Annotated in this window: 12 protein-coding genes and 2 pseudogenes; 5 read left to right on the top strand and 9 right to left on the bottom strand. The window is 61.9% G+C overall.

Annotated elements, in window-relative coordinates:
* Positions 1-202: 202 nt before the first annotated feature.
* The gene (locus RH90_RS20505) at positions 203-1,459 is read right to left on the bottom strand and encodes a tyrosine-type recombinase/integrase (RefSeq protein ID WP_010188699.1); all 1,257 of its coding nucleotides are present in this window, start codon (positions 1,457-1,459) and stop codon (positions 203-205) included.
* 151 nt (positions 1,460-1,610) lie between these two features.
* Here RH90_RS20505 and RH90_RS20500 point away from each other — a divergent pair, with 151 nt between their 5' ends.
* Positions 1,611-2,699 (top strand): hypothetical protein, encoded by a 1,089-nt coding sequence (locus tag RH90_RS20500; RefSeq protein WP_010188697.1) that lies wholly within the window; start codon positions 1,611-1,613, stop codon positions 2,697-2,699.
* Here the strand turns inward: RH90_RS20500 and RH90_RS20495 are convergent.
* The 3 genes and pseudogenes from RH90_RS20495 to RH90_RS20485 all read right to left on the bottom strand — a co-directional run.
* Positions 2,692-3,018, bottom strand: coding sequence for a WGR domain-containing protein (locus RH90_RS20495; protein ID WP_010188695.1), 327 nt, complete (start codon positions 3,016-3,018; stop codon positions 2,692-2,694). The two genes, RH90_RS20500 and RH90_RS20495, sit on opposite strands and share 8 nt — an antisense overlap.
* A 109-nt stretch (positions 3,019-3,127) precedes the next feature.
* Positions 3,128-3,388 carry a hypothetical protein gene (locus tag RH90_RS20490; protein ID WP_037493953.1) on the bottom strand — a complete coding sequence of 87 codons (261 nt, stop codon included), beginning with the start codon at positions 3,386-3,388 and terminating at the stop codon, positions 3,128-3,130.
* Between the two features lie 490 nt (positions 3,389-3,878).
* Positions 3,879-4,712: pseudogene (locus tag RH90_RS20485) on the bottom strand (phosphotransferase family protein); the annotation flags it as partial.
* A 94-nt stretch (positions 4,713-4,806) separates the two neighbouring features.
* On the opposite strand from RH90_RS20485, the gene tnpA reads away from it, so the two are divergent.
* From tnpA to RH90_RS20465, 4 genes are all read left to right on the top strand, one after another.
* The gene (gene tnpA, locus RH90_RS20480; protein ID WP_232280457.1) at positions 4,807-5,166 is read left to right on the top strand and encodes an IS66-like element accessory protein TnpA; all 360 of its coding nucleotides are present in this window, start codon (positions 4,807-4,809) and stop codon (positions 5,164-5,166) included.
* The gene (gene tnpB / locus RH90_RS20475; protein ID WP_010188689.1) at positions 5,163-5,510 is read left to right on the top strand and encodes an IS66 family insertion sequence element accessory protein TnpB; all 348 of its coding nucleotides are present in this window, start codon (positions 5,163-5,165) and stop codon (positions 5,508-5,510) included. Before tnpA ends, tnpB begins: the two co-directional genes overlap by 4 nt.
* 88 nt (positions 5,511-5,598) lie before the next feature.
* Complete coding sequence (gene tnpC / locus RH90_RS20470) at positions 5,599-7,263, top strand: IS66 family transposase (RefSeq protein ID WP_010188687.1); 1,665 nt, start codon at positions 5,599-5,601, stop codon at positions 7,261-7,263.
* Entirely contained in the window at positions 7,263-7,508 is a 246-nt protein-coding gene (locus RH90_RS20465) for a hypothetical protein (RefSeq protein WP_029625546.1), read from the top strand. The genes tnpC and RH90_RS20465 overlap by 1 nt, the downstream gene beginning before the upstream one ends.
* Positions 7,509-7,540: 32 nt before the next feature.
* Here the strand turns inward: RH90_RS20465 and RH90_RS24490 are convergent.
* From RH90_RS24490 to RH90_RS20445, 5 genes and pseudogenes are all read right to left on the bottom strand, one after another.
* A pseudogene (locus RH90_RS24490) lies at positions 7,541-7,768 on the bottom strand (phosphotransferase); the annotation flags it as partial.
* Positions 7,769-7,886: 118 nt separating this feature from the next.
* Positions 7,887-9,536 carry an AMP-binding protein gene (locus RH90_RS20460; protein ID WP_029625545.1) on the bottom strand — a complete coding sequence of 550 codons (1,650 nt, stop codon included), beginning with the start codon at positions 9,534-9,536 and terminating at the stop codon, positions 7,887-7,889.
* Entirely contained in the window at positions 9,533-10,960 is a 1,428-nt protein-coding gene (locus tag RH90_RS20455) for an MFS transporter (RefSeq protein ID WP_010188666.1), read from the bottom strand. The genes RH90_RS20460 and RH90_RS20455 overlap by 4 nt, the downstream gene beginning before the upstream one ends.
* A complete protein-coding gene (locus RH90_RS20450; RefSeq protein WP_010188665.1) occupies positions 10,957-11,346 on the bottom strand; it encodes a hypothetical protein in 390 nt (129 codons plus the stop codon). The genes RH90_RS20455 and RH90_RS20450 overlap by 4 nt, the downstream gene beginning before the upstream one ends.
* Positions 11,347-11,355: 9 nt before the next feature.
* Entirely contained in the window at positions 11,356-12,795 is a 1,440-nt protein-coding gene (locus tag RH90_RS20445) for an aldehyde dehydrogenase family protein (protein WP_010188664.1), read from the bottom strand.
* Positions 12,796-12,826 lie beyond the last annotated feature (31 nt).

Below are 12,826 nucleotides of genomic sequence, written 5' to 3'. Positions count from 1 at the left end.
AAGCGGACTTTCGCCACCGAGCTTGCGAACGGCGGTTAAGGGCCAATCCTCGCCCCCACAGCGCTCGCGCTGGTCCGCAGAACGGCGAGCACTTAGCACGTGAACCGATGTCTGCTTTAGGCGGCAGCAATCGCGCCGCGAATGGCTGGGACTGGGTCTCCACGGCCGAAAAGAGGAGTGTAGGCGGTGAGGACCCGCCGTTTTAGCGCCGTACCTTGCTCAGAACCCGCGAAGCGGCGTTGCTCCGAACCGCAAGTTTTCGACCATACCGTAATGCCGTCGCCGGCGACGACCACCGCAAGGTGAGCGCGATCCCCGCCCCGTCCTCGCCGGCGGCGAACAGGTCTTGGGTCAGTCCAACCCGAAGCGAGTGCGTCGACAGCGCCGCAAGCGCCTCAAACAGCTTATCCCCCGTGATCTCGACCAGCCCTGCGTCCGCCGCAGCTAGCGCGATCCGCCGGTAGATCGCACACACGCCCTGGCGTGTGAGGGGGAGCTCGCCGATCGTGTAAGTCACCTTTGCCTGCACCGCAGGCGCTCCACGCAGCCGCTCCTGCCAGTGGCGGGTGTTCCCCGGGATGGACTGATAGGACTGCGGGGGCACCGCGGCGCGCGCACGACGCCGATCGATCCCGACCCGCCGGAACAAAGGGCCATCCTCGATGCCGCTTTGCACCAGCCAAGTCTGCACGTGCCGCATTGTCTCGGGTGACAGCCACGTCCAGCTGCCTTGTCCCTCCTGATCGGTCTTGGAGCGGGGGATGGCGAGCAGCCCCGAGCCATCAGGCTGTGGCTCGAGGTGCTTCACCGCGGCGGCGGTGAGCTCGCTGACGCGTAGCCCCGCATCGTACCCGACTGAGAGGAGGGCGGCGTCGCGCAGTCCCTGCGCGTCACCGCCACACGCCTCGAGTAGCGCCGTGATCGTGAAGCCCTCGACCTCACCATGCTCGTCCAGCGCTCCACCAAAGCGCAACGGCGCTGCTTGGCGTTGGACAGCACCTTTACGGCGGCGATTGGCGCGCAGCGCATTTCGGACCATCGGATGATCCGTCGGCAAGCCGATTTTGTCACCGAGCCCGACTAACCGGTGTGCGCTGGCAAGCGTTGCCATACGCCGCGACAGCGTTGCCGGCTTCTTTCCCTGCGCTTCGAGGTGGCGGAGATAGCGCACCAGATCCTCGGGGTCGGCGGGGAAGGGGAGGCGCTTCTCTTCTACGCACCACGCGACGAAGCAATCGAGGTCGGCGGCGATCGCCGCCTTCGTGGCGTCGGCCATTGCTTCGAGCGCGGTCTCGACGCCGAGTGCGCTCACTGGCGGCATATCCGCCGGGAGCGCAGCCGCAATCGTGCGCAGTAGTCGCGCGTCGACAGGTTCGGCTGAGCCACGCGCACGGCGCTTCGGCAGCGCGCGCCCGTCGAGCTTGTGGATAACGATCTCGCCAGTGTTATCGTTTGCCATCCTGCTAACCTTCGTTCGCGCTACCCGCTGAGAACTCAGCCTTCAATATCTGCTTCTGTTGTTACCATAAGCATCGATTATGGAAAGTGAATAATGAGCGGGTAGGGGGGTGCCTAGTAATCTAACAATTGCTAGCATATGGTCGCTGGTGATGGACCTCCCGCTCGACCTCATCGGCTACGCCCATGCGCTCGGACGAGCCCAGGCGGCGTGGCGGTTCGCCCACGCCGACCTGCGGAGAGCGTCGACGCTTGCTGCGGTGTCAGCGGCTTGGGACATCTTCCGTCGCGACGCCGGCGCTGGTGACGTCGGCCCCGCGCACGAAAACACGGCGGCGCAGCTGTTGCTCACCGATGATCCGCGCCGCGATGCAATGCTGTTATGGCTCGTCGACCGTGGCGCCCCACCGATCGCTGAGGCTGCCGCCACCATCGCAGCGATGGTCGCCGCCACACATCGGTTCGGCACAACGCAGCTCGACCTGCTCGCGCGCGCGCGCGACGCGCTCGTCGACGCCGGATCGGCGCGCGAACCCGCGGTGATCAACGATCCGGACGTCGAGGATTTGCCTGCCCAATCCCTGGCCACACTCGCGGTCGCGATCGAGGATCTACGCAGCGATGCTGATTTTGTGGAAGGCCAAGGTAGTGAGGTTCGCCACGCGCTCTCAAACGGCACGCTGAGCCACTACGTCGCCGCCGAGCCGGGCGGCTGCTGGGCGCTCAATCTTGCCTTGCTGACCGCCAAAGTTCAGCCGTCCCTCACCCTGCCGTCGGCCGGCCTTGTATCGCGCGCGCTGTTTCGAAACGATCTCGAAGCAGACGAGATCGAGCCGCATTTGATCGAGCGTGCGGGTGCGGCGCACAACCGGACATACATGACGCTCTGCCGATTGGACGGACAATTGTCGCGGGGCACCGACGCGCTTGTGCATTTGTCACGCAATTCCCGGGCGCGCGACGCGTGGCTGCTGGTCGCCGCGCTCGGCGCTTGCACGCGGACACAGCTGCGCCGCGCGCTTGGCGTGTCTCGGGCTGGCGGGGATATTCAAGCGCATGCGCTTGCCGACGCTAGCCTCGTCACACTTGCCGCTGGCGGTCAGGTCACCTGGGCGGACGTTTCGGCACCCGCGGATGTTGCGCCGGTGCCGATCGACCGAGGCCCGCTTGCCGACGCGGTATCGGATTTGGACGCGAGCATTGCCGAGGTTGACCGGCTGCTGGCTCGCGCCGCTACCTGAAATCGTTGGCGGCGAGCGGCTGGCTCGGCGAGGTGGCATTTCGATCAACGCGACAATAACCAACGCCGATCCGTTGCGGCGCACTCGCCCGCTTCGCCAGTGTGCGGTCTATAAACCGTGATGCCGCCGCCTCACTTTCGAACGAAACAGTCAAACCTGCGAGGGGTCTACCAATGCGTCCCCAACGCAGGGCAACGATGACATGGCCAAACAAATCCCGAGTTGTGTCGATCTGGTAGGCCCGCGCGACGTTGCGGCGCTCGTCGACCGCTTCGAGCTCGCACCGGTAGTCCATCAGCTGAGCGGGATAATCGAACATGCCGGGAACATGGCGGGTGAGTGCGATTCTCGTCCAACCGGAAATTTGAATCAGTTCTGGGTTTCAGATTCACGCAGTCGATATTTCCGATACAGTTCGAACACCTGCATCATCCGCTGCAGCCCTCGTCAGAACGAGGTAGCTTGTCGCGCGCGTTGACGGCTGCCTTCATCGCGTGTCCCTCAGCCGCCTTCGCCATCTCGTCCCAACGCATCGCCGACCGCTCGCGCTGCTGTCGGCGCTGCGGCAACGGCTCGTTAAGGGCGGCTGACCATTCCGCTTCGGCTAACTGTCGGAACCCTTGAGCGCTGTTCTTTGGCGGCGTGTCACATCCCGAAGCCTTGTTTTTGTTCGGATGCCAGCCGCTCATATGCCCCATCCCTATCCCAATCGTTGCCTCTGGCAGCGTCGTGCGTAGAAATATCATCGCCGGCGAGCGATCGAAGCAATGTAGACTGTCGATCGTTCTTCTTATCCATCGCAACGAACCTACCTTATGACGCGGGGCGGTCGGCGAGTTCCCCTTCCAGGTTCAGGATTGCGGCTTCGAGCGCATGAAGTGGTGGACCTTCTAGATCCTTATGTGCGCGCCGCGCTTCTTGAAGGAGCTCCGTCCAGTAGCTCAGAGTGTCCCTGTATACCGGATGGCCACGCAGGCGCCGAGCGCTCGTGACCGCGTTCTCAACGTTTTCGAGAATTGATCCGGATAAGTTCATTGAGCGCAATTAGGTCTCGCAATCGAAAAAAGGAAGGATCTTTGCGTGATTTGGCAACCGCGCTGAGGCGAGCCACGCCATAGCGCCTTGAGAGGCCTCGCAAGAAGTTTGTCCAGATGGTTTCGGCCTCAAATGGGTTGCTCGCTATAGCGCGCCGGCAAGACGGGCATGGCCCCACGCACTCTCTGCGACCGGGACTAAACGAGCCGCCATTGTTTCTGCCTCAGCACTTGAGGCATTGCCTTCAATCAGGCGTTTTTTAATGCCCTGAATAATGCCCACCAATCGGAACAGGTTGTACGCAAAATACCAGTGCAGATCGGGCACCCCTGCGCGGCCAGTGGCGGCGCAGTAGAGGTCAATGGCGTCCTCCATCGTCGGCAGATTGAGACCCGCCAGATCGAGACCAGAAAGTCCCGGTCCGCCATCCGACGGCATTGTCCAACTTAACGCGAGATAAGCGAAATCTGCCAGCGGATCGCCGATCGTCGCGAGCTCCCAGTCGAGGACCGCAGCGACCTGCGCCTGGTCAGGCGCAAAAATCAGATTGTCGATCCGGTAATCACCGTGGATAATCGATGTCCGCTCCTGCTCAGGTACAGTGCGGGGTAACCACTCAATCAGCCTCTCGACAGCCGGGATATTGGCGGTTTGCGCCGCGCGATATTGCTTCGTCCAGCGATCGATCTGCCGCGCGAAATAATTGCCAGGGCGGCCGAAATCACCGAGACCGATAGCGGCTGGATCTATCGCGTGCAGCTTTGCCAAAGTATTGATCATCGCCTCATAGATGGGTCGCCGCTCGGTCGGTGCGGCCTCCGGCAGCGCAGCATTCCAAAAGGTGCGACCTTCCACCATCTCCATCACGTAGAAGATCGATCCGATCACTGCTTGGTCCTCGCATAGTGCGAACGGACGGGGCACAGGAAAGCCGGTGGGATGCAGCGCCGAGATAAGCCGATATTCGCGATCTACGGTACGCCTCCGATAGCGGCCGCCTTGCCGGGGAGGTGAAGGACCGGTCTTAAGCGCACTCTTTAGAGTACGCTTAGGAGCGGTTGGTGTGGGTCAGATGACGGTTTTTGGCGGGCCGGAGCGGCGGCGGCGGTGGAGCGACGAAGAGCGGCTGCAGATACTGGCGGAAGCCTTTGCCCCGGGCGCGTTCGTAGCGCAGGTCGCGCGGCGGCACGATGTCTCGACGGGGTTGATCTACACCTGGCGCCGCAAGCTTCGCCGACAGGCGGTGGGATCAGATGCGCCGCCAGCGGTCGCGGGGTTCGCCGAGGCGATGGTCGTTGATGATAGCCCTATCGCGTTGCCGGCCGCGCAGCCGACCATTGTGGTTGATCTGGCGCGGGGCGCGCGCGTGAGCGTCTTTGCATCGGCGTCCCCCGCTCAGGTGGCTGCGGTGCTGAAGTCTGTGATCCGATGATTCCTGTTCCGAGCGGTTCCAAGGTCTGGCTGGCGCTGGGACACACGGATATGCGACGCGGCATGCGCTCGCTCGCAATGCAGGTTCAGCAGGCACTGAACAAGGACGTCCATGGCGGCGACCTGTATGTGTTCCGTGGCAAAAGCGGGTCGCTGTGCAAGATCCTGTGGCACGACGGCCTCGGCATGTCGCTTTACGCCAAGCGGCTGGAGCGTGGCCGCTTCGTGTGGCCGGCTGCCAAGGACGGCACGGTCGCGATCTCGGCGTCGGCAATGGCATGTCTGCTCGAAGGGATCGACTGGCGCAATCCGCAGGAAACGTGGCGTCCGACCCAGGTTGGCTGATGAGTGCCCGCGACAATCAGGATGAGAAAGCGCCGAGGAAACGGTCAAAAATCGTAGAGTGCCTGGCTGTGCTCTGGTATAATCGGGCATGCCTTCGAGCGCTGCCTTCAACGAGCTTTTGCAGCTTCGCGCCGAGCTTGCAGTCGCTCGCGACCTTGCGGAAAAGGCGCAGGCAAATGCGCTCAATGCCGAAGCCGAAGCCGCGCGTGTCCGGGCGATCAACGCCGATCTGCTCGCCCGCAACGCCCATCTCGAGCTGATGAATGAGAAGATGCGCCGCGACAAATACGGCGCCAGCTCGGAGCGCAGCCGTTGGCTGATCGACCAGCTGGAACTGACGTTCGAGGAGCTTGAGGCAGACGCTGCCGAAGCCGAGATGCAGGGTGTAATCACCGCTGCCAAAGCGACGACAGTGACCGCGTTCACCCGCACACGGACCACCCGCCGCGACTTCGATCCAGGCTTGCCGCGCGAACAGGTCGTCATCCCGGCGCCCGAGCTGTGCCCCTGTTGCGGCTCGACCGACCTCTGCCATCTGCCGGCGGATATCACTGAAACGCTTGAGAAAGTGCCCGCCCGTCACAAGGTGATCCAGACGGTACGGGAAAAGGTCTCCTGCCGGAGTTGCGAAAAGATCAGCCAACCTCCGGCGCCGTTCCACGTCACGCCGCGGGGCATGTTCGGGCCGCGCTTCCTGGCAAGCCTCGTCTTCCAGAAATACGGCCTGCACCAGCCACTCAACAGTCAGCGCGATCGGCTCGAGAGTGAAGGCATTACTCTTAGCTTATCGACACTGGCCGATCAGATCGGCGCGGTGAGTGCGGCTGCCACACCCTTGTTCGCGTTGATCGAAGCACACGTCCTGGCAGCGGAGCGCCTTCACGCGGACGACACCACGGTCCCGCGCCTGGCGAAGTACAAGACCGACATCGCACGGATCTGGGATTACGTGCGTGACGATCGCCCGTTCGGTGGTCCGGCACCGCCGGCGGTGCTGTGCTATTACTCGCGCACTCGCAAAGGCGAGCACCCTCGCGGCCATCTCGCTGGCTATACCGGCATCCTGCAGGTCGATCGCTATGCCGGCTTCAACGACATGTTCCGAGGTGGCTGGGCAGACAAGCCGATGACGCGCGCCAACTGCTGGGCGCACGCCCGCCGGCAGTTCTTCGAACTGGCCGACGTGGCGCGTCAGCTTAAGCGCCAGAAGGGTGGCGCGCCGCTCGTCTCGCCGTTGGCGAAAGAGGCGCTGGAATGGATCGATCAGATCTTCGCGATCGAACGCGAGAGCAACGGCCGGACGGTCGCCGAGCGCTTGAGCGTGCGCCAGGAGCGCGTCGCCCCTTTGGTCCACGCGCTGGAAGCCTGGATGCGGGAGAAGCGCGGGAGCCTGTCGCGTCACGATGCCGTCGCCAAGGCGATCGATTATATGCTCAACGACTGGGACGGGCTTACCACGTTCCTCGCCGACGGTCAGATCTGCCTGACGAACAACGCCGCCGAACGAGAACTGCGCAGCGTCGCCCGCGGCAGGAAAGCCTGGTTGTTCGTCGGCTCGGACCGAGGCGGTGAGCGGGCAGCGATGATGTACAGCCTGATCGGCACCGCCAGGCTCAATGGCGTCGATCCGCTCGCTTGGCTCACCGATGTGCTGGCCCGCATCGCCGATCTGCCGCAGTCCCGGCTTCACGAACTGCTTCCGTGGGAATGGATACGCCTGCGCAACGCGCCGCTCATCAAAGAGGCAGCCTAATGACTGATCCACACCCTGAACTGATCCAATCGTCGCTCAACCGGTCAATCGAGCAAGGTGGCAGACGACTGGAGATCAACATCGTCCGTCTGGCTTCCGAGCGAGGATGGTCCCTTGAGGTGGTCAACGATCACAACACGTCGATCGTCTGGGATGACCAGTTCGACACCGATCGTGACGCTGATGCAGCCTTCCGAAGCGCGCTCGCCGAAGAAGGCTTCGAGGCCTTCCTCGACACAGACTAAAGCGCCAAGCCTACCACTCCCAGCCGCCAACCCGCGGCCGCTATCGGATGCGTACGATCTACGGCGTGTGCGGATGGCAGAAGCGGTCCGAACGGTTTGCGGCGCAACACGTAGGCACCACTTCCCGCGTCGATCCGGTAGGTCGGGTTGGATTGTCCACCTGGAAATTTTGCAATAGCGATCGGCCCCGCGAACCCTTTGGCGTTGGCGGCCAGCCAGCGCGACAGTAACGCCTCATCCAGATCGACGGCGCCGCGCATCAACGTTTCAGGTGCATCGCGGTCTGATCCGCGTAGACGTCGGATTCGGCGTCAACGATGGTACGGTTATTCACCGCGCATAGCCCGTCGAATCGAAGAAGGTTGCCGATTCTCTATATCACCTGCGTAGCGCCCCGCGCAGGATCTTGCCGACCGCAGATTTCGGAAGTTCAGTGCGCGCTACAAATTCTCGGGGCACTTTATAGGCGGCAAGCGAGGCCCGACAATGCTGATCGAGCTCTGTGATAGAAGGAGGCGGGCTACGCAGGACGACAAAAGCCTTTACCGATTCGCCCGTACGCTCGTCTGGCACACCGATCACCGCTGCCTCTGCTACGCCGGGGTGGCTCGTCAACACAGCCTCGACTTCGTTCGGATAGACGTTGAATCCCGACACAAGCACCATGTCCTTGGTCCGATCGCGGATCACGAGCATACCGGATGCCTCGAACGCGGCGACGTCGCCAGTGCGCAACCATCCGCCGTCGAAGCTCTCTGATACGCTTGCCTCGCCACCATGATAGGCTGCCGCAACCTGCGGCCCGCGGACGAGCAATTCCCCGGACTCGCCGATCGGCACATCGCGCCCCTGCTTGTCGACGATTCGGATGTCCGTTCCGGGAACGGGTAGGCCAACCGATCCGCTGCGGTGCGCGGCCGTAGGGGGATTGCAACTGACGATGCCGGTCGTCTCGGTAAGGCCATAGCCTTCGAGTACCGGCCCGACGAGCTGTTCCCATTCAGCCGCGACGGAAGGGCGAAGCGCAGCGCCACCAGCGATCGCGAAGCGCAAGCGGGGAGGCCTTTCCCGAAACCAAGGTTCTACCAGCAGGCCGGCGTAGAGCGTGTCCACGCCTGCCATCCAGTCAATTTCGAATTGTTCAAAAGCCGATCGAAGGTTCGACAGCGGACGCGCAATCGGTACGATCACGTTTTGCGTGCCGGCCTCGACATAGACCAGCATGCCGAACAAGAAGGCAAAAATGTGGTAGAGCGGGAGCGCGGTCAAGGCGGTGCCTCGCTCAATGGGCGAGCCAAATCCTTCAAAAAAGTCGCGCACGATTGCTGCGGTCGCTAGCAAGTTGGCGGCTGTAATCACTGCGCCCTTGCTGCGCCCGGTCGTGCCTCCAGTGTATTGGTAGAGCGCAACGGCGCATCGCCTTCCAGACGGAATATCCGTCGACGCCAGAGCCGCGCTCAATGTCCATCGAGTTTGCGCACCGTCCGAGGATTTGGCCGCGTCCCCAAGCCCTGAAGGCGCCGGATTTCGATCCACCGATGTAGCTGCGTCAACTGTGACGACTGCCATTCCTAATAGATCGACCCCCAGTTGATCTGCCATAGCGACTTCTGTCAAAATCACCTTGGCGCCGCTGTCGCGCAGCTGGCGCATCGTCTCGACAGCGGTGTAGAAAGGGTTGACCGGGGTGACGATCAATCCAGCCTTCCAAGCGCCGAAAATGAGGATTGGAAATGCGAGGCCATTGGGAAGTTTGACTGCAAGCACGTCGCCGGCCGACAGTTTCAATTCTATCTCAAGGAAACCAGCAAAGGCATCGGACAGTCGGACGGCTTCGACGAAAGTAAGGCTTTCGGTCGTGCCATCGGGATGTGCGACCGTGAAGGCGGGAATTGCACCGAAGCGCTCCGCCGCACGAGTGAGCAGATCAGCAGGATGATCGACACTCGTCGTGACATCCAGCTGGTAATCCCGCAGATGCGCGGGATACAGATCCTCCCAGGGACGAGATAGGACGGAATCGGTCATGCTGTCCTACCCTCGAAGATCTGAGGCGCATGCACACGGTAGCCACCACGCACCAACTGCAAAACGATCAATCCGGCGACAAGCAAACCTGAGATTGGCAGCAGCCCGGCCCGCTGCGATCCTGTTGCCGCAGTAGCGAGCTGAACAAGCAGCGGCCCCAGCCACATCGTCGCGGTCCCTGCGATGACAAATAATCCGAAAAAGATGCCGACCTTATGGGCGGGCACGACGCGCGTAAGCATTGTTCGGCTCGAAGCGTAGGCAGCCGTCACAGTTACCGCCCCCAGCATGCCGCACGCGAGCAGGCCAAGTTCGGGCGCCGTACGAAACATCGGGCCGCTCCAGACAGGAGCGTGCGCTGCGATATCGAACGGCTGATAAAACAGAAGCGCCTTGGTGTTGCCCAGCGAAAGAAGCTGCGATGCTACCACGCCACAAATCTCCAGCGTCAAGGCGCGCTTAGGGCCGATGCGTTGGTCGAGCCACCCGGCAAGCAGACCTCCGCCGACTGCGAACACGCAAAGGATCATGCCGTAGGCGAGCAGCTCGAGCGTCTGCCAGCCCATAGTGCCGGCTGCGTAGACGCCTGTAAAAATCAGAATTCCGGTTAGCCCGTCGGTGAAGAGCATCCTGGCACCAAGATAAACGAGCGCGTCGCGGTGCCCCCGCGCTTCGATCACAAGCGCCTTTAGGTCGGCAATCGCGAGCCGGATTGCTGCACCGATGCGAACGCCGGTTCTCTCGACGTCTGGCACGAAGAAGAGAAGCGGAAGCGTGCCCAAGGCCAGGGCAATTGCGGCCAACACAGGCACAATCCGGTCCGGTTGGTGGCTGGCGACGTCGAGACCGAACAATGGTGCTGTTGGCACGAAACCCCAGGTCACCTTACCAGGCAGCGCGAATCCCCATAAAACGAATGCGAGCATGGCAACTGACACGAAGTTGCCTAACGCCAATGCCATACCGGAAGCAGCGCCGGCCCTCCCCATTCCCGCTGCCGGCAATAACAGCGCGTTATGGAGCGTCTCGGTATAAGCAAACAACACAGATAGTGCCGCTAGCGCCGCGATAATTGCGCTGACGCCGAGTCCTGCACCCCCGGGCAGGGCCCACCATAGCGCTGCCATCAGCGGGACCATCAATGCGACTGTTGCGCCAAGCCAAGGCTTACGTGGCCCCATCCGGTCAATCACCGCGCCAAGGAGTGGTGCCGTCAGCGCGACTATCCAGCCAGCATATTTAGCGCCGCCTGCGACCAGCGCCTGACCATGCACTGGATCGGCGATCACGAACGTTACAACGTACGGCACGAAGACGTAGATGGTGACAAGAATGATGTAAGGGTCCCGGCCGCCCTGAAACAATGCCCAGAACCACGCAGCTCTTCCCAGCCCGCGAACGGAAGGCTCAATGGCAGGGGTCATGTTTCGGCCTCTTCGCTCAGGGGCCAGCTTATGGCGTCGGACTCGTCGACAAAAAGGCGCTGATTAGGGATAGCGATACGTTGCAGCTGTCGATTAAAAGACGTGCTTGAGAGCTGCGTTAAAGGGCGGCGCGGAAGCAGTCCCTCGTAGTGCATGCGGGTTTTAAAATCGGCGATGACATTCTGCGATTGCGCGTTCAGCTCACGCACGTCCGCTAGTACAAAAAGGTTGCCGCAACGGCAGCCAGCGGACAACAGCCTCGCTACCGCGACGCCAACCGTCTGCTCGTAGCGATCAACCGTTTCGGTCGTCCGTTGGCCGCGCATCGTCACAGGCAACAGACTTCGCCCTGCGTCGATCGTAATATCAAAATGATCAGCGTGCATGCGCTCACCTCACGAACCGGCGAGCACGGCCTGTACCAATCCAGCCGCCTTCGCATACGGTGCGTAGAAGACATCGATAAGATCCCCCTCGCCGCGTACAACCACGCCGCGCGGGTTGGAGAACTCACGGAACCCTTCGATGCCGTGATGACGCCCCATGCCGCTCATCCCGGAGCCGCCAAACCCCATCGATGGGAGCGCGCTTTGGATTGCGCAGGTGTTGACCGCGGCGCCACCTGAATGCGTCGATGCAAGCACATGGTTTGTAAGCGCAAGGTCGTTGCCGAATACGTACAGTCCGAGCGGCCGCTCGCCGGCGTTGATTGCATCGAGCGCCATGTCGAGGTTATCATATGGTACAACCGGCAGGATCGGACCGAATATTTCCTCCTGCATAATCCGTAAGTCTTGCGAGGGATCGATCGCCAACGACATCGGCATACGCCGCGTCTTGAAGTCGATCTGACCGTCTTCCTCCAGCGTCACGATGCGACACTGAGCGGCTTGTGCCTCCTCGAGCATGTCCTCGATCCGCTGCAGGTGCCGCGGCGAAATCATTCCGGTGCACTCCTCCCCGCGCGAATAGTTCGGCGCAGCCCTTGCCATGAAGCTCGCGGCGTGTGTGACAAAGGTCTCGAGGTCTTCCCGTGGTACCAGTGCGTAGTCGACGGATACACACATCTGCCCGCTCTTAATGAGCTTGGTTCCGATCACGGACTCCACGTTCGCCTCGGTCACCGAACCCGGCGTTAGAATAGCGGGGCATTTGCCACCCAGTTCAAGCGTGACGGGCGTCAGATTGGCGGCCGCTGCCTGCATCACCTGTCGACCAACCGCGGGACTCCCAGTGTACAGCAAATGGTCCCACGGAATCGAGGAGAATGCTCGAGCGAGTTCGAGTCCGCCGACAGCGACCGTAACCAGGTCCGGATCAAACGTCGCAGCTACCATTTCCGCAAGCAGGTCCGCGCACGCCGGTGTGTATTCCGATGGCTTGACGATCACGCGATTGCCGGCAGCCAGCATGTCCACCATTGGACCGACCGATAGGTCGAACGGGAAATTCCAAGGTACGATATTGCCGACGACGCCCTTGGGCTGATATTCGATTTGCGCCGTTGCCGTGCCCAGCATCGCTGTGTCGGTATGCCTCGGGCTTGGTACCATCCAGTCTTCGAGATGTTCCAGCACATGCTGTGCGCGACCGACGACGCCGAGAACTTCGATCAGATCGGATGCAGGCACCGGATGCGCGCCGAAATCCTGCGCAACTGCCGCCGAGATGCGTTCGCGATTGGCCAGCATCATCCCAATCAGCGCGCCCAACCGCTCCTGGCGCACGCCGATAGAAGGTCTCCGGTCCTTGGCGAATGCCGCACGTTGCATGACGAAGGCCGCCTCGAGTGAACTGATCGCCTCTGCATCATGCATGCTAGCCGAGGTACTCATAGCTGGCGTCTCAAGTATTGACATGATGGTC

Source organism: Sphingomonas sp. PAMC 26605 (assembly GCF_000241485.1).
GTDB lineage: Bacteria > Pseudomonadota > Alphaproteobacteria > Sphingomonadales > Sphingomonadaceae > Sphingomonas.
Note: the sequence above shows the minus strand (reverse complement) of the source record. Positions and strands in the feature narration are given on the sequence as shown.

Coding starts and splice junctions, on each gene's coding strand:
- RH90_RS20505 (WP_010188699.1), bottom strand. CDS start 1,459: ATGGCAAACGATAACACTGGCGAGATCGTTATCCACAAGCTCGACGGG.
- RH90_RS20500 (WP_010188697.1), top strand. CDS start 1,611: ATGGACCTCCCGCTCGACCTCATCGGCTACGCCCATGCGCTCGGACGA.
- RH90_RS20495 (WP_010188695.1), bottom strand. CDS start 3,018: ATGTTCGATTATCCCGCTCAGCTGATGGACTACCGGTGCGAGCTCGAA.
- RH90_RS20490 (WP_037493953.1), bottom strand. CDS start 3,388: ATGAGCGGCTGGCATCCGAACAAAAACAAGGCTTCGGGATGTGACACG.
- tnpA (WP_232280457.1), top strand. CDS start 4,807: ATGACGGTTTTTGGCGGGCCGGAGCGGCGGCGGCGGTGGAGCGACGAA.
- tnpB (WP_010188689.1), top strand. CDS start 5,163: ATGATTCCTGTTCCGAGCGGTTCCAAGGTCTGGCTGGCGCTGGGACAC.
- tnpC (WP_010188687.1), top strand. CDS start 5,599: ATGCCTTCGAGCGCTGCCTTCAACGAGCTTTTGCAGCTTCGCGCCGAG.
- RH90_RS20465 (WP_029625546.1), top strand. CDS start 7,263: ATGACTGATCCACACCCTGAACTGATCCAATCGTCGCTCAACCGGTCA.
- RH90_RS20460 (WP_029625545.1), bottom strand. CDS start 9,536: ATGACCGATTCCGTCCTATCTCGTCCCTGGGAGGATCTGTATCCCGCG.
- RH90_RS20455 (WP_010188666.1), bottom strand. CDS start 10,960: ATGACCCCTGCCATTGAGCCTTCCGTTCGCGGGCTGGGAAGAGCTGCG.
- RH90_RS20450 (WP_010188665.1), bottom strand. CDS start 11,346: ATGCACGCTGATCATTTTGATATTACGATCGACGCAGGGCGAAGTCTG.
- RH90_RS20445 (WP_010188664.1), bottom strand. CDS start 12,795: ATGAGTACCTCGGCTAGCATGCATGATGCAGAGGCGATCAGTTCACTC.